At 65.8% G+C, this 20,120-nt stretch carries 18 protein-coding genes and 1 pseudogene; 4 read left to right on the plus strand and 15 right to left on the minus strand.

The window, feature by feature from the left end; genetic code table 11:
* The 9 genes from CRT60_RS06170 to CRT60_RS06210 all read right to left on the minus strand — a co-directional run.
* Window positions 1-665 (minus strand): electron transfer flavoprotein subunit alpha/FixB family protein (locus tag CRT60_RS06170; protein WP_098735537.1); only part of this gene is annotated, 665 nt, incomplete at its 3' end.
* A gap of 18 nt (window positions 666-683) precedes the next feature.
* Window positions 684-1,433 carry an electron transfer flavoprotein subunit beta/FixA family protein gene (locus CRT60_RS06175; protein WP_098735538.1) on the minus strand — a complete coding sequence of 250 codons (750 nt, stop codon included), beginning with the start codon at window positions 1,431-1,433 and terminating at the stop codon, window positions 684-686.
* Window positions 1,430-3,088, minus strand: coding sequence for an acyl-CoA synthetase (locus CRT60_RS06180; protein WP_098735539.1), 1,659 nt, complete (start codon window positions 3,086-3,088; stop codon window positions 1,430-1,432). Before CRT60_RS06180 ends, CRT60_RS06175 begins: the two co-directional genes overlap by 4 nt.
* Before the next feature lie 49 nt (window positions 3,089-3,137).
* Window positions 3,138-4,283 (minus strand): acyl-CoA dehydrogenase family protein, encoded by a 1,146-nt coding sequence (locus CRT60_RS06185; RefSeq protein WP_098735540.1) that lies wholly within the window; start codon window positions 4,281-4,283, stop codon window positions 3,138-3,140.
* Window positions 4,284-4,311: 28 nt separating this feature from the next.
* Window positions 4,312-5,760 carry an aldehyde dehydrogenase family protein gene (locus CRT60_RS06190; protein ID WP_098735541.1) on the minus strand — a complete coding sequence of 483 codons (1,449 nt, stop codon included), beginning with the start codon at window positions 5,758-5,760 and terminating at the stop codon, window positions 4,312-4,314.
* Window positions 5,761-5,765: 5 nt separating this feature from the next.
* Complete coding sequence (locus tag CRT60_RS06195) at window positions 5,766-6,902, minus strand: iron-containing alcohol dehydrogenase (protein WP_098735542.1); 1,137 nt, start codon at window positions 6,900-6,902, stop codon at window positions 5,766-5,768.
* A 30-nt stretch (window positions 6,903-6,932) separates the two neighbouring features.
* Entirely contained in the window at window positions 6,933-8,501 is a 1,569-nt protein-coding gene (locus CRT60_RS06200) for a CoA-transferase (protein ID WP_098735543.1), read from the minus strand.
* A 7-nt stretch (window positions 8,502-8,508) separates the two neighbouring features.
* The gene (locus tag CRT60_RS06205; protein WP_098735544.1) at window positions 8,509-8,964 is read right to left on the minus strand and encodes a MaoC family dehydratase; all 456 of its coding nucleotides are present in this window, start codon (window positions 8,962-8,964) and stop codon (window positions 8,509-8,511) included.
* A gap of 38 nt (window positions 8,965-9,002) precedes the next feature.
* Complete coding sequence (locus tag CRT60_RS06210; protein WP_098735545.1) at window positions 9,003-10,112, minus strand: glycoside hydrolase family 88 protein; 1,110 nt, start codon at window positions 10,110-10,112, stop codon at window positions 9,003-9,005.
* 151 nt (window positions 10,113-10,263) lie between these two features.
* On the opposite strand from CRT60_RS06210, the gene CRT60_RS06215 reads away from it, so the two are divergent.
* The gene (locus CRT60_RS06215) at window positions 10,264-11,178 is read left to right on the plus strand and encodes a LysR family transcriptional regulator (RefSeq protein WP_098735546.1); all 915 of its coding nucleotides are present in this window, start codon (window positions 10,264-10,266) and stop codon (window positions 11,176-11,178) included.
* A 66-nt stretch (window positions 11,179-11,244) separates the two neighbouring features.
* Here CRT60_RS06215 and CRT60_RS06220 read toward each other — a convergent pair whose 3' ends face one another.
* The 6 genes from CRT60_RS06220 to CRT60_RS06245 all read right to left on the minus strand — a co-directional run bounded on the left by CRT60_RS06220 (window position 11,245) and on the right by CRT60_RS06245 (window position 17,732).
* On the minus strand, window positions 11,245-12,459 hold the full coding sequence (locus CRT60_RS06220; protein WP_098735547.1) for an ABC transporter substrate-binding protein: 1,215 nt from the start codon (window positions 12,457-12,459) through the stop codon (window positions 11,245-11,247).
* 50 nt (window positions 12,460-12,509) lie between these two features.
* Window positions 12,510-13,493 carry a branched-chain amino acid ABC transporter permease gene (locus tag CRT60_RS06225; RefSeq protein WP_199230893.1) on the minus strand — a complete coding sequence of 328 codons (984 nt, stop codon included), beginning with the start codon at window positions 13,491-13,493 and terminating at the stop codon, window positions 12,510-12,512.
* Window positions 13,494-13,498: 5 nt separating this feature from the next.
* On the minus strand, window positions 13,499-14,386 hold the full coding sequence (locus CRT60_RS06230) for a branched-chain amino acid ABC transporter permease (RefSeq protein WP_098735549.1): 888 nt from the start codon (window positions 14,384-14,386) through the stop codon (window positions 13,499-13,501).
* 105 nt (window positions 14,387-14,491) lie between these two features.
* Window positions 14,492-15,217 (minus strand): ABC transporter ATP-binding protein, encoded by a 726-nt coding sequence (locus CRT60_RS06235; protein ID WP_098735550.1) that lies wholly within the window; start codon window positions 15,215-15,217, stop codon window positions 14,492-14,494.
* Window positions 15,217-15,990, minus strand: coding sequence for an ABC transporter ATP-binding protein (locus tag CRT60_RS06240; RefSeq protein ID WP_098735551.1), 774 nt, complete (start codon window positions 15,988-15,990; stop codon window positions 15,217-15,219). Before CRT60_RS06240 ends, CRT60_RS06235 begins: the two co-directional genes overlap by 1 nt.
* Window positions 15,991-16,557: 567 nt before the next feature.
* A protein-coding gene (locus CRT60_RS06245) for an IS3 family transposase (RefSeq protein ID WP_098735552.1) occupies window positions 16,558-17,732 on the minus strand; the annotation gives its coding sequence in 2 pieces (ribosomal slippage) (window positions 16,558-17,444 and window positions 17,444-17,732; 1,176 coding nt in all).
* Window positions 17,733-18,267: 535 nt separating this feature from the next.
* Between CRT60_RS06245 and CRT60_RS06250 the strand changes: the two genes are divergently transcribed.
* From CRT60_RS06250 to CRT60_RS36860, 3 genes and pseudogenes are all read left to right on the plus strand, one after another.
* The gene (locus CRT60_RS06250) at window positions 18,268-18,504 is read left to right on the plus strand and encodes a P-loop NTPase family protein (RefSeq protein WP_098735553.1); all 237 of its coding nucleotides are present in this window, start codon (window positions 18,268-18,270) and stop codon (window positions 18,502-18,504) included.
* Window positions 18,505-18,535: 31 nt separating this feature from the next.
* The gene (gene lpdA / locus CRT60_RS06255) at window positions 18,536-19,933 is read left to right on the plus strand and encodes a dihydrolipoyl dehydrogenase (protein ID WP_098735554.1); all 1,398 of its coding nucleotides are present in this window, start codon (window positions 18,536-18,538) and stop codon (window positions 19,931-19,933) included.
* Between the two features lie 35 nt (window positions 19,934-19,968).
* Window positions 19,969-20,120 (plus strand): annotated as a pseudogene (locus CRT60_RS36860) (electron transfer flavoprotein subunit beta/FixA family protein); the annotation flags it as partial.

Below are 20,120 nucleotides of genomic sequence, written 5' to 3' on the forward strand. Positions count from 1 at the left end.
TTGTCGGCCAGAGCCTCCAGCATCGGGAAGTTGTCGCCCGACTGCATACCGCGCCCGCCGGAGATGACGATGCGGGCGGCGGTCAGCTCCGGACGCTCCGACTTGGTCAGCTCCGCCGAGACGAAGCTCGACAGGCCGGCCGCACCGGCGCCCGCGACCTGCTCGACGGCTGCCGAACCGCCTTCGGATGCTGCGGTCTCGAAGGCGGTGGTGCGGACGGTGACGACCTTCACCGGATCGGCCGACTGCACGATGGCGATGGCGTTGCCGGCGTAGATCGGCCGCTTGAAGGTGTCGGCCGACACCACGGCGGTGATGTCGGAGATGGCGGCGACGTCCAGCAAGGCGGCGACGCGCGGCAGGAGGTTCTTGCCGGCCGAGGTGGCGCCGGCCAGCACATGGCCGTAGCCGCCGCCCTTGACGGCGGACACCACCAGCGGGGCGACGTCTTCCGGCAGCTGGTGCTCGTAAGAGCCGTCGTCGGCCAGCAGCACCTTCGACACGCCGGCGACCTTGGATGCCGCCTCGGCGGCGGCCTCGGCGCCCTTGCCGGCGACCAGGATGTGGATGTCGCCGCCGATTTTGGCAGCGGCGGTGACGGCGTTCAGGGTGGCGGGCTTCAGCGAGGCGCCGTCGTGGTCGGCGATGACGAGAATGTTGGCCATGGTCTTAGTTCATCCCCCTCAGATCACGCGCGCTTCGGTCTTGAGCTTGTCGACCAGCGTGGCGACGTCCGGCACCTTGATGCCGGCCTGGCGCTTCGGCGGCTCCGTCACCTTCACCGTGGTCAGCCGCGGCGTCACGTCGACGCCGAGCCCGTCCGGAGCAACGGTCTCCAGCGGCTTCTTCTTCGCCTTCATGATGTTGGGCAGCGAGGCGTAGCGCGGCTCGTTGAGGCGCAGGTCGGCTGTCACCACCGCCGGCAGCTTCAGCTCCACCGTCTCCAAGCCGCCGTCGATCTCGCGCGTCACCGCGACCTTGCCGTCGCCGGGCACCACCTTCGAGGCGAAGGTGCCCTGGCCCCAGCCCAGCAGGGCGGCCAGCATCTGGCCGGTCTGGTTGCAGTCGTCATCGATGGCCTGCTTGCCGAGGATGACGAGGCCGGGGGCCTCCTTCTCGACCAGGGCCTTCAGCACCTTGGCGACGGCCAGCGGTTCGGTCGTCACGTCGGTCTGCACCAGGATGGCGCGGTCGGCACCCATGGCGAGAGCGGTGCGCAGGGTCTCCTGGGCCTGGGTCGGGCCGACGGAGACCACGACGATCTCGGTCGCCGTGCCGGCCTCCTTCAGACGCACCGCCTCTTCGACGGCGATCTCGTCGAAGGGGTTCATGCTCATCTTCACGTTGGCGGTCTCGACGCCGCTGCCATCCGCCTTCACGCGGATCTTCACGTTGTAGTCAACCACTCGCTTAACGGGGACGAGGATCTTCATCGGTTGCTTCCCTCAACATGTGTGCCACTCTGTTTCGCGGCTTCGCGTAGTGCGAATTTCTGGATTTTCCCCGTAGAAGTCTTCGGCAATTCGCCGATGATCACCGTCTTCGGCGCCTTGAAATGGGCGAGCCGCGCTCGGCAATGCGCGATCAGTTCGGCTTCCGTCGCCGACGTCTCCGGCCTCAGTTCCACGAAGGCACAAGGGCTCTCGCCCCATTTGGCATCCGGACGCGCCACGACCGCCGCGGCAAGCACCGCCGGATGGTGGTAGAGCGCCTCCTCGACCTCGACGGAATTGATGTTCTCGCCGCCGGAAATGATGACGTCCTTGGAGCGGTCCTTGATCTGGACATAGCCGTCCGGCTGGACCACGGCCAAATCGCCGGAATGGAACCAGCCGCCGGCGAAGGCCTCCGCCGTTGCCTCGGGATTCTTCAGATATCCCATCATCGTCATGTTGCCGCGGAACATGACCTCACCGATGGTGACGCCGTCGGGGGGAACCGGCGCCATAGTGCTCGGGTCCAGCACTGCCATGTTCTCCTGCGCGGTGTAGCGCACCCCCTGCCTTCCTTTCCGGCTGGCGAGTGTTGCCGTGTCCAGATCTTTCCAATCCGGTTGCGGGGCGCACACCGCCGCCGGCCCGTAGACCTCGGTCAGACCGTAGATCTGGGTGATGGAGAAGCCCATCCGTTCCATCGCCGCGATCACCGGAACCGGTGGCGGGGCGCCGCCGATCAGCGCCTCGACCGGGTGGCCGATCCCGGATTTCCAGGCATCGGGTGCGTTGGCCAGCATCGCGTGCACCACCGGGGCACCGCAATAATGGGTGACGCAGTGCTCGCGGATGAGGGACAGGATCCGCTCCGGATCGACACGGCGCAGGCAGATGTTGGTGCCGGCGTTGGCGGCCATGGTCCAGGGAAAGCACCAGCCGTTGCAGTGGAACAGCGGCAGGGTCCACAGCATCACCGAATGCCGTGGCATGCCCCAGTCGATCATGTTCGACAGGGCGGCCAGATAGGCGCCGCGATGATGATAGACGACACCCTTGGGATTCCCGGTGGTGCCCGAGGTGTAATTGAGAGCGATGGCCTGCCACTCGTCCAACGGCTGCCCACCGGTAAAATTCGGGTCGTCGAGGGCGATGAACCCTTCGTAATCGACCGCGCCCATCCGTGCGCCGCGTGGACCTTGCCGATCATCGATGTCGATCACCAGCGGTGGCCGGTCGAGCAGGGCCAGCGTGTCGCGGACGGTCGCGGAAAACTCCGTGTCGGCGATCAGCACTTTGGCCTCGGCGTGCCGCAGCATGAAGGCCAGCGTGGGAGCATCGAGGCGGGTGTTCAGCGTGTTGAGCACGGCCCCGGCCATTGGGACGCCGAAATGCGCCTCGATGGTCTCGGGGGTGTTGGCGCCCATCACGGCGACGGTGTCGCCACATCCGACCCCCGCCGCCGCCAGTGCCGAAGCGAGACGGCGGCAACGTTCCGCCGTCTGCGCCCATGTGTAGCGCCGCGCCCCGTAAACCACCGCAAGGTGGTGCGGGTAGACCTCCGCCGTGCGGGCGAGCAACGACAGCGGTGTCAGCGGCGCATGGTTGGCCGCGGTCTTGCCGAGGCCGTCGGCGTGGAAGGGACTGTTGGCGGGCATGGTCCTGTCTGTTCCGTCCTGAAAGGAGGGGGCGCCACTATCAATGCCTCTACCGAAGCAGTTCGCGCGCGATGATCATCCGCTGGATTTCCGAGGTGCCCTCGACGATCTCCAGGACCTTGGCGTCGCCGAAGGCGCGGGACACCGGGTATTCGATCATGATGCCGTTGCCGCCATGGATCTGGACCGCCTGGTGCGCGGCCTCCATGGCCTTTTCCGTGGCGAACAGCTTGCCCATCGACGCCTCGCGGTCGAACCGCTCGCCCGCGTCCTTGCGCGCCGCGGCGTCGTACAGCATCAGCCGCGCGGCGTGGCCGTGCGTCGCCATGTCGGCGATCTTGAACTGCAACGCCTGGAACTCGGTCAGCGCCTTGCCGAAGGCATGGCGCTCCTTCATGTAGGCCGTCGACCGTTCCAGCGAGGCTTGCAGGATTCCCAGCCCCAGCGCGCCGATCAGGATGCGCCCAGTGCTGATCTGCGCCAGCGTCTGCTTCAGCCCCGACCCGACCTGACCCAGCAGATGGTCGGGCGTCAGCACGCACTCGTCGAAGAACAGCTCGTGCGTGGAGGAGCCGCGCCAGCCGATCTTGTGCAACTTGCGGCCGGAGGTGAAGCCCGGCGTTCCGGTGGGCACGATGAAGTTGGAGATCTCCTTGCGGCCGTCCGGACGGGTGCCGGTGACGGCGGCGATGACGATGGGGCCGGTGATGTCGGTGCCCGAATTGCTGATGAAGGTCTTCGATCCGGTGATGACCCAGTTGCCGTCGCGCAATGTGGCGCGGGTCTGGATGTTCGCACTGTCGGACCCGGCGCCGGGTTCGGTCAACGCGATGCAGCCGACCTGGGTGCCCTCCAGGATCGGGCGGAGGAAGCGGTGCTTCTGCTCCTCGGTCCCGAAATTGTTCAGCAGGCTGGCGATGGTGGAATTCGCCATGATCGACACGGCGACGGCGCAATCGACCCGCGCGATCTCCTCCAGCACGATGGTGAAGCCGAGCCAGTCGCCACCGCCGCCGCCATGGGCCTCGGGGTAGGGCAGGCCGATGAAGCCGAGTTCGCCGGCCAGCTTCCAGGCGGCGTAGGGAAACTCCTCCGCTTGCCAGAGATGCTCGGCGACCGGCGCGATCTCGTTTTCCGCGAAGCGGCGGACGGCGTCGCGGATCGCCTCGTGATGGTCCTTGATGACGGAACTCATGATCCTGTCCTTTCGCGTGCCGCCGCCGTCAGGCCTGGACGTAGCTGGTCTTGACGGTGGTGAAGAATTCGCGGGCGTAGGCGCCCTGCTCGCGCGGGCCGTGGCTGGATGCCTTCCGTCCGCCGAACGGCGTGTGGTAATCGACGCCGGCGGTGGGCAGGTTGACCATCACCATGCCGACATCGGCATTGCGCTTGAAATGCGCGGCATGCTTCAGCGAGCCGGTGACGATGCCGGCGCACAGACCGAAGGGCGTGTCGTTGGCGATGGCCAGCGCGTGTTCATAGCCGTCGGCGCGCAGCACCGTGGCGACCGGTCCGAAGATCTCCTCGCGGTTGATGCGCATCTCCGGCGTGGTTTCGGTGAACAGGGCGGGCGACAGGTAATGACCGCGCTTGGCCCGCGTCAGCAGATTACCGCCGAAGGCGAGCGTCGCACCCTCGCCGGTGCCGCTTTCGATGTAGCCGAGATCCCGGGCCAATTGCCGCTCGTCCACCACCGGGCCGATGTCGGTTCCGGGAGCCAGCGCGTCGTCGACGGTCAAGCGGCTCAGCGCCTCGCCGAGGCTCTTCACGAAGCGGTCGTGGATGCCGGAGGCCACGATCAGCCGGCTGGACGCGGTGCAGCGCTGGCCGGTGGAGTAGTAGGATCCCTGCACCGCGCAGCGCACCGCGACGTCGAGGTCGGCGTCGTCCAGGATCACCAGCGGGTTCTTGCCGCCCATCTCCAACTGGACCTTGGCGAGCCGTTCGGCGGCGACCGCCGCCACCCGCTTGCCGGTGGAAACCGATCCGGTGAAGCTGATAGCGTCCACCCCGGCCGAGCGGGCGATGGCGTCGCCGACCACGGCGCCCGGACCCATCACCAGATTGAAGACACCGTCGGGGAGGCCGGCGCGCGACAGGATGTCGGCCAGTGCCCAGGCGCAGCCGGGCACCAGTTCGGCCGGCTTGAAGACGACGCAATTGCCGTAGGCCAGCGCCGGCGCGATCTTCCAGGCCGGAATCGCCAGCGGGAAGTTCCACGGGGTGATCAGGCCGACCACGCCGACCGGCTCGCGCGTGATCTCCACGCCGACACCGGGGCGGACGGAGTCCAGCAGTTCGCCCCGCCCGCGCAGCACCTCGGCGGCGAAGAAGCGGAAGATCTGGCCGGCGCGTGTCGCCTCGCCGATGCCCTCGGGCAGGGTCTTGCCCTCCTCCCGCGACAGCAGGCGGCCGAGTTCCTCGCGCCGCGCCAGGATTTCCGTGCCGACGCGATCCAGGATGTCGGAGCGCTCCTGGACGCCGACGGCGGACCAGGGCTTGAAGGCGCGCCGGGCCGCCGTGACAGCGTGTTCGACCTGCGTCGCGTCGGCGACGGCGTAGCGGCCGATCACGTCGTCGAGATCGGACGGGTTGACGTTGACCGTGGCGTCGCTGCCGGCCAGCCATTCGCCGTCGATGAAGTTCTTGTGGATGGTGGTCGTGCTGGTCATCGCAATCACCCGGCCGGATAGGAATCGTTGAGCATGCCCAGATAGTCGTCGGCCGTGGCCGTCCGTGGGTTGGTGGCGTGGCAATGGTCCTTCAGCGCCTTTTCAGCGATCTCCGGCAGTTGCGCCCGCTCCAGCCCCAGCGCCTCCAGCCCGGAGGGCAGACCCAGGCGGCGGTTGAGATCCGCGATGAAGGCGGCAGGATCGCCGTCCTGCGGCAGTCCCATCGCCTCGCACAGCGTTGCCCATTTCGCCGCGACCGCCGGCTTGTTGAAGCGCAGCACCGCGGGCAGCAGAATGGCGTTCAAGGTGCCGTGATGCAGGCGCAGCGGCACGGCACCCAGCGGATGCGACAGGGCGTGCACCGCGCCGAGACCCTTCTGGAACGCCATCGCGCCTTCCATCGCCGCCATCATCATGTTCCAGCGCGCCTCGCGGTCGGTCCCGTCGGCGGTCGCCCGCTCGATGTGACGGACACCGCGCCGCAGGCCGTCCAGGGCGATGGCTTCGGCCGGCGGGTTGACCGCGGGGGCGAGGAAGGTCTCGATGCAATGGGCGATGGCGTCCATGCCGGTCGCCGCCGTCAGCAGCGGCGGCAGGCTGAGCGTCAGCTCCGGATCGCAGATCGCCACCTTGGGCAGCAGATGAGGGCTGAGCAGGCCCAGCTTGCGGCCGTCGCGCATGACGATGACGCTGCCGCGCCCGACCTCGCTGCCGGTGCCGGCCGTGGTCGGGATGGCGACCAGCGGAGCCACCTGGGCGGTGATGCGGGCGGCGCCGCCCTCCACCGCCGCGTATTGCTGCAACGGGGCCGGGTGGGTCGCCAGCAGCGCCACCGCCTTCGCCAGATCGATCGCCGACCCGCCGCCGACCGCGACGATGCCGTCGCAACCGCGGTCGCGGTACAGGTCCGTGGCGGCGACGACGGCGTCCTCGGTCGGGTTGGGCGGCGTGTCGTCATAGACGACGGTGCCTTCGGTGCCGCCCATGGCGTCGAGCACGCGCTGGAGCAGCCCCGCCGCGCCGACGCCCTTGTCGGTGGCCAGGAAGGGGCGGCGGATGCCGAGCCGGCGCAATTCGGCCGGCAGCGTGCCGAGCGCCCCGTAATCGAACTGGATCGTCGTCAGATAACTGATGGTCGCCATGGTTTTTCCTCGGATTTCTTCGTGAGCGCGTCAGTCGCGGAACAGCCGGTCCGCCATGCGCGGCAGAGGGTCGAGAACGCGGTGCGGCGGGCAGTCCATCAGGTCGATGACCTGGGTCTTCGCGTCGATGCCGGGCGCCACCTCGGTGAGCACCAGACCGTCCGGTTCCACCGCGAAGACCGCCCGTTCGGTGACGATCTTCGCTTTCTGCCCGCGCTCCGCCACGTTGCGCAGCAACGGATAGGTGATCTCGTCCACCCGCTCGACGAACTTGCGGACCTTGCCCTCGCGCTGGATGGTCAACCGTCCGTCGCCGACATCCACCCCCAGCCCGGCGGTGGTGAAGGTGCCGGTGAAGACAAGCTCGCGGGCGTTGTAGGCGATGTCGATGAAGCCGCCGGGGCCGGGGTTGGCGGCGCCGAAGCGGCTGACGTTGACGCTGCCGGCCCGGTCGAACTGGGCGAAGGCCAGCGCCGCCGCCTCGCAGTTGCCGCCGTCGATGAAGTCGAACTGCGACGGACCGTCGATCAGCGCCTCGGGGTACATGTTGGCGGAGAACTGCCAGCCGCTCATGACCACGCCGCCGAAGGGGCCGTGCTCGGTGGTGAAGTTGTAGCGCAGCAGGCCGTCGTCGGCGAAGGCGCCATCCTCCATCATCACCGTCGGCACGTCGGACGAGGCGCCGAAGCCGAAGATGGTGACCACGCCCGGCCGCACTTCCGCCGCCGCGCGCCGCGCGATGACCTTGTCGGCGCCCTGCGGCAGCCGCTCGGTCGTCCGCCCGTCGAAGATCTGGCGGCCGAGGTAGCGGTCGTCGTAGCGGATGCCGGTGGTCATCATCGGTTCGGGCGCGACCACGACATGATCGACCAGTTCGCCCGGCACGCGCACCTCATGGACGGAGCGCGAGCGGCGGGGCACCAGCTTGCGGACCTGTGCGATCACGGTGCCGCCCGACGCCTTCACCGCCAGCGCCAGGGCCAGGGCCGAAGAGGTGATCGGCTCGTCCTCGAAGCTGAGGTTGCCGTGCTCGTCGGCGCTGGTCGCGCGGATGAAGCCGACGTTCAGCGGCCAGGTCGGGTAATGCAGGTACTCGCGGCCGTCGATGCTGTGCAGCCGGACCAGATCCTCCCGCGCCCGCTCGGTGTATTTGCCGCCCTGCTGGCGCGGGTCGATGTAGGAGCCGATGCCGATGGGCGTCAGATAGCCGGGGCCGCGCCGCGCGACCTCGCGCAGCCAATGCATGGTGGCGCCGATGGGCCAGCAATAGGCCTCGACCCGGTTCTCGCGGATCAGGCGCATCATCTCGGGCCGCTTGCCGGTCGCCGGGTCCAGCGCGTTCAGGTAGTTGCCCGACACCACGCGCTTCATCAGCCCTTCGATGGCGACATGGTCCATCCCCTTGATCCCCAGCGCGTCACCGACGCTGACCGGGAAGAAGAAGGTGAGGTCGCGCGGGCTGCCGGTGTCGCGGAACCGCTGGGCCAGCGCGCCGAGCAGGGCGTCCGGGGTCAGCCAGCCGATCACGCCGACGCTGGCCACGGTCTGGCCGGGCTGGATGAGCGCGACCGCCTCTTGCGCGGTGCAGACCTTGCTCATCGCGGCGTCACTCCTGGAAATGGATGATGTGGGTGCAGACGCAGACCGTCTCGCCGCGCTGGTTGGTCAGCGTCGCGTCGGCCCACAGCCGCTTCTTCGCGTCGTCGGCGCGCACGATGCGGTAATGGACGGTCAGAGTGTCGCCGATGCGGACCGGCTTGGTGAAGCGGACGCGGTCGTAGCCGTAGGACACCGCCGGGCGACCGGCCCAATCGAGGTACTTGGTGACGGCGCCGGACACATAGCCGACCATCATCGACCCCTGGGCGACGCGGCCGCCCAACCCGACGCGGCGGGCGTATTCCTCGTCGCAATGATTGGGATGGTTGTCGCCGCTGATGCCGGCGAAAGCGTAGATGTCGTATTCGCCGATGGTGCGCGTGTAGCTGGTCTCGGTGCCGATCAGCGTGGAAACCGGGCCGCGATGGTTGATGCGGGGCGCCGGATACTGGTGTTCGGACATGGGAATTCCTCCGGGAAAACGGGGGGCGTGTGTGGTCGTCAGAGCCGCTCGGGCGCGAGGTCTCCCTCCAGCGCCAGCAGGGCTTCGAACAGGAAGTAGTCGCCCCAGATCAGTTCGTGGGCGGTGGCGGTGCCGTTCCGCTTGTTGAAGCAGCCTTCGGTCAGGATGCCGGGTTGGCGCGCGTCGCCGGGGGCGGTCGGCGTCAGATAGCCGTTCACCAGCGCATCCACGGACTTGCGCGCCGCCGCCTCGTAGCGCTCGCGGTGTTCGGGGATCAACGCCGCCAGCTTCAGCAGGGCGGCGGCGCCGATGGCGGTGGCCGAGCTGTCGCGCTCGGTGGCCGGGATCGCCGGATCGTCGAAATCCCAGAAGGCGACGCCGTCGGCCGGAATGTTGGCGAGCCACCAGTCGGCGACGCGGACGGCGTCGGCACGGAACTCCATCTCGCCCCGCGCCAATGCCTGGGCCAGCCCGATCATCGCCCAGCCCTGCGCGCGGCCCCAGGTGCTGTTCTCATGGATGCCCTTGTGGGTGTAGCGGCGCAGCAGGGCGCCGGTTTCGGGGTCGAAGCTGGCCGACTGGCAGACCGACCCGTCGTCGCGTACGCACAGGGCGACATGCTGGCGCAGATGGTCGCGGGCGACGGCCGCCGCGTCGCCGCCCCGGGACAGCAGCAGCGCGATGGTTCCCGGCAGGGCGTCGATGTTGGCCTCGTTGGCGCCGACGTCGAAGGCCTCCTCCGCCTCGGTGCCGAGCGGGATCAGCCGGGCGCGCGGGTTGTACATCCGCATCAGCCCGGCGGTGCCGGCGGCGGCGAGGTCGCGGGCCACCGGATCGGCGAGCAGGGCGTCGCCGATGCCGGCGCCGTACCAGAACAGGAACCCCTTGAAGACGGAGTTGGAGTCCGCGCGGACACGCAGCCGCGAGGCCCAGTCGCGGGCATGGTCGCGGTAGGCCGCGTCGCCGGTGCGCAGCGCGGCAAGCCACAGCATGCCGCACCAGAAGCCACCGGTCCAATCACCGGCCGGACTGCGCACCCACACGCCGTTGGCTGGATCGGCGTAATGGGGAAAGCCCGAGCCGGGCTGTGCCAGGGTGGAGTCGACGCGCGCCAGCACGCGCGCGATGGCGTTGGTCCGATCAATCATGATGCGTTTCCTCTTGGCGGTTCGGTCGCGCAGACCGTTTCGGTCGCCGATTGTCCGCATTGCCCTCTGTGATGTGGGCGATGATAAGGATTGCCGAAATCAACCGTCCAATATATTATAAAGACGTTATTTATACCGGAAAGATATAAGTATGGATCTGCGCCATCTCCGTTACTTCGTCGCGGTCGCGGAAGAGCTGAGCTTCACGCGGGCGGCCGAGCGGCTGCACATCGCCCAACCGCCGCTCAGCCAACAGATCCGCCAGCTTGAGGACGAACTCGGCGTGTCCCTGCTGTACCGGACGCGCCGCCATGTCGAACTGACCGACAGCGGGCGCATCTATCTGGAACTGGCCCGGCAGATTCTGCGGTCGGTCGAAGCGGCGGCGATTCAGGCCCAGCGCGCCCAGCGTGGCGAGATCGGGCAGTTGGCGGTCGGATTCTTCGAGCACACCTCCTACACCGTGCTGCCGCCGATCCTGCGCGCCTATCGCCAACGCTATCCGATGGTCGATGTGCAATTGCGCTGGTTTCCGGTCGTCGATCAGGTCGACGCCCTGTTGCGTGGCGATATCGACGTCTCGTTCCTGCGGCCGGTCTTCAATTCCGAAGACATCACGAGCGACTCCCTGCTCAAGGAGCCCTTCGTGCTCGCCGTTCCGTCGGACCATCCTTTCGCGGCGTTGGAGACTGTACCGTTCGTCGACTGTGCTTCGGAAAGCTTCATCATCTACAGCCAGAAATCGGCCCCGGATTTCCATGGCATGATCGCGGGCATGTGCGCCGCGGCCGGCTTCGTCCCCAAGGTCGCTGCGGAGGTGGCGCAGGTCTACACCGCGCTCGGGCTGGTCAGCTCGGGCGCCGGGATCGCGTTCGTGCCGTCCGCCGTGCGCCGGGTGCATTTCGAGCAGGTCGTCTACAAGACCCTGTCGGGCGACGACGCCCGGATCGAGGTGCTGTTGGGATGGACGCAACGCACGCCGTCGCCCTTGTTGAAGGCGTTCATCGATACGGCGAAAACGGTCGTGCGCGGCATGAGCGAGCCGACGCCGCGCGCCGCTGGATGAGATGGAACAAAGAAAGCCCGCCAAGCCGTCGGGCTTGGCGGGCGTAAGGCGATGTGACGTCGGGTTTTACTTCTTGACCAGCGGACAGCCGCCGTCTTCCAGCGGACGGAAGGCCTCCTCGGCGGGGATCGTGGCGCGCAGCTTGTAGAAGTCGCCCGGCTTCTTGGATTCGGACGGCTTCTTGACCTCGAACAGATAGAGCGGGTGGATCTTGCGGCCGTCGGCGCGGATGGTGCCCTTGCCGAACAGCGGATCGTCGGTCGGCGTGGCCTTCATCGCCGCGACCACCTTGGCGCCGTCGCCATCCTCCTTCTGCGTCGCCACCGTCTTCAGATAATGGGTCACCGCCGAATAGACGCCGGCCTGGGCGCTGGTTGGGAAGGCTCCCCGGTTGGCGGCGGTGAAGGCCTGGGCGAATTTGCGGTTCTCGTCGGTCATGTCCCAGTACCAGGCTTCGGTCAGGATCAGGCCCTGCGCGGCATTCAGTCCCAACGCCTGCACATCGCTCATGAACACCAGCAGGCCGGCGAGATTCTGACCGCCCTGGGTGATGCCGAACTCCGCGGCCTGCTTGATGGCGTTGATGGTGTCGCCGCCGGCGTTGGCCAGGCCGATGATCTTGGCCCTTGATGCCTGTGCCTGGAGCAGGAAGGAGGAGAAATCGGTGCCGGGGAAGGGGTGCCGGATCCTGCCCAGGACCTTGCCGCCGTTCTTGAGGACGACGGCCTCGGTGTCCCGTTCCAGTGCATGACCGAAGGCGTAGTCGGCGGTCAGGAAGTACCAGCTGTCGCCGCCGGTCTTCACCACCGCCTTGCCGGTGGCATTGGCCAGGGCCCAGGTGTCGTAGGTCCAATGGATCGAGTTGGGGGTGCAGGCGGCGCCCGTCAGGTCGGCGGTTCCGCCGCCGGAGACGATCATCACCTTGTTCTTTTCCTGGACCACCTGATTGACCGCGAGGATCACCGAGGAGGTCGGCACGTCGACGATCATGTCGACCTTGTCGACGTCGATCCATTTGCGGGCGATGCTCGACCCGATGTCGGGCTTGTTCTGGTGGTCGGCGGCCACGACCTCGACCTTCAGCCCATGTTTTTCAGGCTGGAAGTCCTCGACGGCCTTCCTGGCCGCCCAGATCGATCCCGGTCCGGACAGCCCGGCGTAGATCCCGGACTGGTCATTCAGCACGCCGATGCGGACGACGCCATCGGTGATCTCGGCGTGCGCCGTGCCAAGGCTCAGCAGAGCGCCGACGCACAGGCCGATGGAACTTCCCTTCAACATGGCTTCCTCCCCTCTTGGATGTGTTTGTGGATGGCGCGCGGAGCGCCTCATCAGCCGTCCGCGGATCCGGAGCGTGCATCGCCCAGGACGCGGCGGCGCAGATCGTTCAACTCTCCGGCGATGCCGCGCCGGAAGGTCAGGACGCACAGGATGAAGATCACCCCGATGATGATGGTGACGAAGGAACCGACCTTGTCGGCCAGCTCGTTCTGAAGCACGACGACGACGGCGGCTCCCAGCATCGGGCCGATCACGGTGCCGACGCCGCCCAGCAGCGTCATCAGCACCACCTCGCCCGACACATGCCAATGGACGTCGGCCAGCGTGGCGAACTTGAACACCAGCACCTTGGTGGCGCCGGCCAGCCCAGCCAGCCCGGCCGACAGCACGAAGGCGAGCAGTTTGTAACGCGCGACGTCGTAGCCGAGCGAGGTCACCCGCGCTTCGTTCTCGCGGATCGCCTTCAGGATCTCGCCGAACGGCGAGTGGATGGCCCGGTGGATCACCCACAGCCCGAAGACGACGATGGTCAGAACCACGTAATAGAGCGTGGTGTCGTCGGAAAGGTCGATCAGGCCGAACAGGCTGCCGCGCGGCACGCCCTGCAGGCCGTCCTCGCCGCCGGTGAATGGCGCCTTCAAGAAGACGAAGAACATCATCTGGGCGAGCGCCAGCGTCACCATGGCGAAATAGATGCCGTGGCGGCGGGTGGCGATCAGACCGAACACGGCGCCTAGCAGCGCGGCGGCCCCGGCGCCGAGCGCGAGGCTGGGCAGGGTCGGCAACTCCCAGACCTTCAGCGCGTGGGCGGTCACATAGGCCGCCGTGCCCAGGAAGGCGGCGTGGCCGAATGACAACAGCCCGGTGTAGCCGAGCAGAAGATTGAACGAGCAGGCGAACAGACCGAAGCACAGGACGGTCATGCCCAGCACCGGGTATGTCACGAACGGTGCCGCCATCGCCAGGGCGAGAAGGGCGAGAATGCGGACTCGGTTGACGGTGAACCGGTCAAAGGTGACGGGAGTGTCGGTCATCGGTTTCATCTTTCCTTGCCGAACAGTCCGGCCGGCCTTAGGAGCAGCACGATCGCCATGATGATGAAGACCATGGTCGAGGAGATTTCCGGGTAGAACACCTTGGGGATGGCTTCGACGACCCCGAGCATCAGGCCGGTCGCGATCGAGCCGACGATCGATCCCATGCCGCCGATGACGACCACGGCGAACACGACGATGATCATGTTGGAGCCCATCAGCGGACTGACCTGGAGCACCGGAGCAGCCAATACGCCGGCGAAGCCGGCCAGCCCGACACCAAGCCCATAGATCAGCATCACCATGATGGGGACGTTGATTCCGAAGGCTTGCGTCAGCTTGGGATTCTCGGTCGCGGCGCGCAGATAGGATCCCAGGCGGGTCTTCTCGATGACGAACCAGGTCCCGACGCACACGGTCAGCGACGCGGCGATCACCCAGGCCCGGTATTTCGGCAGGAACATGAAGCCCAGATTGAAGCCGCCGGTCAGGCCCTCCGGCACGTCGAAGGGCTGGCCGGCGACGCCGAACCAGTGCCGGAACATGCCCTCGATCACCAGGGCGATGCCGAAGGTCAGCAGCAGCCCGTAGAGATGGTCGAGTTTGTAGATCCACTGCAGCAGGGTGCGTTCGACGGCGATGCCGATCAGCGCCACCGCCAGGGGTACCAGGATCAGGGACCACCAATAGCTGATTCCCCAGTAATACAGCCCCATCCACGCCAGGAAGGCACCGATCATGTAGAAGGCGCCATGAGCGAAGTTGATGATGTTGAGCATCCCGAAGATCACCGAGAGCCCGATGCTGAGCATCGCGTAAAAGGATCCGTTCACCAGGCCGAGGACCAGTTGCCCCATGAGCGCCTGGATGGGAAAACCGAAGATCTCGGTCATTCTCCAAACCTTCCGAATTATGTGGTCGCGGCGCCTTCCAGGGGCGCCGTTGGGGGCGCCGTTTGGGGGCGCTTTCGGGGGCGTCGCAAAGGAGCGCCGGTGCGGTCAGACGCCGAGATAGTCGCGCAGCAACCCCATCTTCGACGGCAGGTCGCGTCGTTCGATTTCCGTGGCCACCCGACCATGCTCCACGACGTACATCCGGTCGGCCAGCGGCGCGGCGAAGCGGAAATTCTGCTCGACCAGCAGGATCGTATAGCCCTTGGCCTTCAGATCGCGGATGATCTCGCCAAGCTTTTCGACGATGACCGGCGCCAGCCCTTCGGATATTTCGTCGAGCAGCAGCAGGCGGGCGCCGGTGCGCAGGATGCGGGCCATCGCCAGCATCTGCTGCTCGCCGCCGGACAGGCGGGTCCCCTGGCTGTGGCGCCGTTCCTTCAGGTTCGGGAACATGGCGTAGATTTCCTCCACGCTCATGCCGCCGCTGGCGACCTTGGGCAGGAGAAGCAGGTTCTCCTCGCAGGACAGGCTGGAATAGATGCCACGCTCCTCCGGGCAATAGCCGACACCCAGCCGCGCGATGCGGTGCGGCGGCAACCGGATGACATCCTTTCCATCGAGCATGATCGACCCTGACCGTCGCCCGGTGAGTCCCAGGATGGCGCGCATTGTCGTGGTGCGCCCGGCGCCGTTGCGGCCCAGCAGCGACACGCATTCGCCTTGGTTGACGACGAAGTCCATGCCGTGCAGCACGTGCGATTCGCCGTAGAACGCGTGCAGATCGGTGACGCGCAGATATTCGACGGGCGTATGCTCGATCCGACGGCTCATCACAGTGCCTCCACCAGTTCGTCGTTGGCGGCGGACCCCATGTAGGCCTCGATGACGCGCGGGTCGTCCGACACCTCGGCGTAGGAGCCCTCGGCGAGGACGGCTCCGCGGGCGAGCACGGTGATGGCGTCGCTGATGCCGGCGACGACCTTCATGTTGTGCTCGACCATCAGGATGGTGCGGTTGGCCGACACCCGCTTGATCAGGTCCATGACGCGGTCGACGTCCTCGTGCCCCATGCCCTGGGTCGGTTCGTCGAGCAGCATCACCTCGGGGTCGAGCGCCAGGGTGGTGGCGATTTCCAGCGCCCGTTTCCGGCCATAGGGCATTTCCACGGCGGCCATGCCGGAAAAACTTTTCAGCCCGACAAGGTCCAGAATCTCCGCTGCCCGGTCGTTCAGGCCATCAAGTGACCGGTTCGACTTCCAAAAATGGAGGGAGGTCCCGAGACCGCGCTGCATGGCCACGCGGACATTCTGAAGGGCCGTCAGATGCGGAAACACCGCCGAGATTTGAAAGGAGCGCACGATGCCCCGGCGCGCGACCTGTGCCGGCTTTTCGCCGGTGATGTCGGTCCCGTTGAACAGAATCCGGCCACGGGTCGGTTCCAGAAACTTGGTGAGCAGATTGAAGCAGGTCGTCTTGCCTGCGCCGTTGGGTCCGATCAGCGCGTGGATGTGTCCGCGCTGGACCTTGAGATCGACGCAGTTGACGGCCGTAAAGCCCTTGAATTCCTTGGTCATGCCATAGGTCTGAAGGACGAAATCGTCCATGGCGCTTCCTCTTTCCGTCCCGATTTGTCTTTCCTAGCGCAAGAAGGCGCATGTAACGCGGTAACCGTGACCATTGGTTCACAGTGACCGCGCGAGAATCGCCAGCATCCACTGGATGAGAATTGCTGGCGGACGGGATTGTTGGTACGGAAAGACTGTAGGGCAGAGGATAGGGCGCCACAAATATATTATTAGTATTTTATTTATATCGGCTTCATATAAGGCATCGTCCATCGACACCGAATCGAGCCCAGCCGCGCGGATGGCCGCACGGTCCGGGCATCGGTCGCTGTTTCCTGAGTTCGGGGCTTGGTTCAGGCGGCACGGCCGCTGAGATATACGGCTTCATGTCGTCGTTGTGGGCTAGACGTTGGGCGTCGGCGGATGGAGGGGGTGGCCGTTATCGCCGAACGGATTGGTGGCTTGATCGCGCTGATTCGGAGCGTTGCTAGTTCGACCAACCTGCTGGGACTGACGTACCCGGCATCCGGGCGGTCTACAGCGTCGGATGTTTCATATTAAACGCACGACGCTGTATGACCTTCCCCCGGCAGAAAGGACACCGGGTTAAGCGGCTCGAAGCTCGGCCTGGTCCGGGGTGATGTAGCCGAGAGCCGAGTGCAGTCGCTGGCGATTGTAATAGCCTTCGATGTAGGCGAACAGATCTCTGCGAGCGGCGTCGCGCGTTGCATAGCGGGCGCCATGGACGAGTTCCGCTTTCAAACTGCCGAAGAAACTTTCCATCGGGGCGTTATCCCAGCAGTTGCCTTTGCGGCTCATTGACTGCACAATGCCATTGCTTTTCAAAGCTTTTCGGTAATCCCCAGCGGCGTATTGACTACCACGATCCGAGTGGTGCAGGAGGCCGGGCTGGGGCCGTTGCCGCTGGACCGCCATGGTCAGGGCCGCCAGCGGCAGTTCGGTGCGCATGTGGTCGCGCATTGCCCAGCCCACGGCCTTGCGGCTGAACAGATCCAGGACGACGGCGAGATACAGCCAGCCCTCGTCCGTCGGGATGTATGTGATGTCGGTGAGCCAAGTCTGGTTCGGCTTCGCCGGGGCAAAGTCGCGATTGAGCCGATTGGGCGCCACCGGCAAACCGTGCCGGCTGTCGGTGGTGCAGACGCGATAAGCCTTGGCGCGTTGCGCCCGCAGGCCGTGGCGGCGCATGAGGCGTTCGACACGCCCGCGACTGGCGGTGTGCCCATTCGCCCGCAGGGCGGCATGAATGCGAGGAACTCCGTAGCGTTGACGATGCGCGTCGTGAAGGCGCCGGATGTCATCGAGCAACTGCCGGTTCGCTGCTTTGCGTGGGCTCTCCGGTCGCGTGCGCCAAGCATAATAGCCCGATGGCGACACGCCGATGGCATCGCAGAGCACCCGAACCGGGTATTCGTCGCAGCAGTCTGCAATGATTCGGAACCTCATCTCGGTGCTTCCGAGAAGATGGCTACAGTTTTTTTTAATATATCCCGTTCCATCTGGACGCGGGCGAGTTCGCGTTTTAGACGGGCGATTTCCGATGCTTGATCAGCGCCTGTGATCAGGGGGGCCGCCGCTTGCTGGACGGGGGGCATCGACGGCCCCCCTGACCCGGTTAGGCGGCGCTGCCATTTCCGTAACACCGAGGGCTGCACTCCCAATTCACGGGCGATCTGCGCAAGGGAGCGGCCGCTGCTGGCCAACAGCGCCACCGCCTCTTGCTTGAACTCGTCCGTAAAGATGCGCCGTGTCGTCGTCATTCTTGACCTCTCCGCTCCATCTGGAGCTTAGCAGAGGTGTCCACTGATTCGGAGGAGGGTCAAAGTGGCGTCCCTTGAAGTCCGACACGGCTTGGCTCCCAACAGCGTCCAGCCATTCCGCCGCCTGCCGGCAAACTTTGCAACAGAGCCGATTTGTGAACCAACATTCATATTTCCGCAAAGCGGTGTTGTTGCGAAATGGTCGTGCTTGCGGTTCTTTTCTATACTGGCCTTGTCTCGGTTCGGCACAAAGACTCTCTGTTCCCATTGAAGGTTGGCGCCCCTGCAGGATCAGCACAGGGTGGGCGCTTGGGTGAAACGCTAGGCAAACGCATTTATGTCGTTGCGCCGACAGTTTGCTGCGGCTACATTAAATATGAGATATGACTCATTATTCATTTTTACGAGGCGGGATGCCACGATCCGCCGTTCATGGGAGGGGAAAGCGTCATGCACCGTCGTTCCGTCATTGGCCTAATCGAGACAGCCGCCCTAACAGCTACGATCGCCCTATCGACACTATGAACGGTTGCTGATGCTGACGGCGCGCCGCCACACCTCGGCCGGCATACTGACGGGCGGGCAGGAGCAGATGGTGATCCTGTCGGCGGCGCTGGCCCCGGTGATCGTCCAGCAGATCTTCAGCTTCATCGGGTCCATCTGCCGCGAGCGCCGTATCATCATCCTGCTGTGCGGGGAGGTGGTGCGCAGCGGCAGGGTGGCCGAGCTTACCGCCGACCCGGCGCTGTCGACCGCCTTTCCCAGCGGGTGAGCGGCCTCGGGCTTCAGACTGAGGAACAGACATGAGCCTTCACTCTTACGACGTCATCATCATCGGCGGTGGGCCGGGCGGTTACGTGGCAGCGATCCGTGCCGCCCAGTTGGGCCTGCACACCGCCGTTGTCGAGCGTGAAAATCTCGGCGGCATCTGCCTGAATTGGGGCTGCATCCCGACCAAGGCGCTGCTGCGCTCGGCCGAGGTGCTGCGCAACGCCAAGCATGCCAACGACTACGGCTTGGTTATCCAGAACCCAGGCTTCGACCTCGACAAGGTCGTCCAGCGCTCGCGCAAGGTCGCCAACCAGCTCAACAACGGCGTCAAGCACTTGCTAAAGAAGAACAAAGTCACCGTCATCGAGGGCGCCGCCAAGCTGGCCGGCAAGGGCCTCGTCGCCGTAACCAAGGGCGAGGCCCCGGTCGGCACCTTCGGCGCCAAGCACATCATCATCGCCACCGGCGCCCGCGCCCGCGCTCTGCCGGGGCTAGAGGAAGATGGAAAGCTGGTCTGGACCTACCGCAAGGCGATGACCCCGGACGTCACGCCGAAGTCGCTGCTGGTCATCGGCTCCGGCGCCATCGGTGTCGAGTTCGCCAGCTTCTACAACGAGCTGGGCGCCAAGGTGACGGTGGTCGAGGTGATGGACCGCATCCTTCCGGTAGAGGATGAGGAAATCTCGGCGATGGCGCGCAAGTCCTTCGAGAAGCAGGGCATGCGCATCATCACCGGCGGCAAGGCCGGCAACCTGCGCAAGAGCGCCGACAGCGTCACCGTCACGGTCGAGGCCGACGGCAAGATTGAGGACATCACGGTTGACCGCATCATCGTCGCCGCTGGCATCAGCCCGAACACCAAAAACCTGGGGCTGGAAGGTACCAAGGTGAAGCTGGAACGCGGTCACATCCAGACCAACGCGATGTGCGAGACCGACGAGCCTGGCGTCTACGCCATCGGCGACGTGACCGGCGCCCCCTGGCTTGCCCACAAGGCCAGTCACGAGGGCGTCATCGTCGCCGAGCACATCGCCGGCAAGTACCCGCACGGTCTGAACATCCTCGGCATCCCCGGCTGCACCTACTCGCACCCGCAGATCGCCTCGGTCGGGCTTACGGAGAAGAAAGCCAAGGAGAAGGGCTACGAGGTCAAGGTCGGCCGCTTCCCCTTCATCGGAAATGGCAAGGCCATCGCGCTCGGAGAGACCGAGGGTATGGTCAAGACGGTGTTCGACGCCAAGACTGGCGAACTGCTCGGCGCCCACATGATCGGCGCAGAGGTAACCGAGCTGATCCAGGGCTACACCGTCGCCAAGACCATTGAGACGACGGAGGCCGAACTGATGCATACCGTCTTCCCGCACCCGACCTTATCGGAAATGATGCATGAGTCGGTACTCGCCGCGGACAACCGCGCCATTCACATCTGAGACTCTCCCTGGCCGCACCTGAACGGAACAAGCCAATGAAGATCCTCGTGCCCGTGAAAAGGGTGATCGACTACAATGTGAAGATCCGCGTCAAGGCGGATGGCAGCGGCGTCGAGACCGCCAACGTGAAGATGAGCATGAACCCCTTCGACGAGATCGCCGTCGAAGAAGCCGTGCGCCTGAAGGA

The organism is Azospirillum palustre (assembly GCF_002573965.1).
Classification (GTDB): domain Bacteria; phylum Pseudomonadota; class Alphaproteobacteria; order Azospirillales; family Azospirillaceae; genus Azospirillum; species Azospirillum palustre.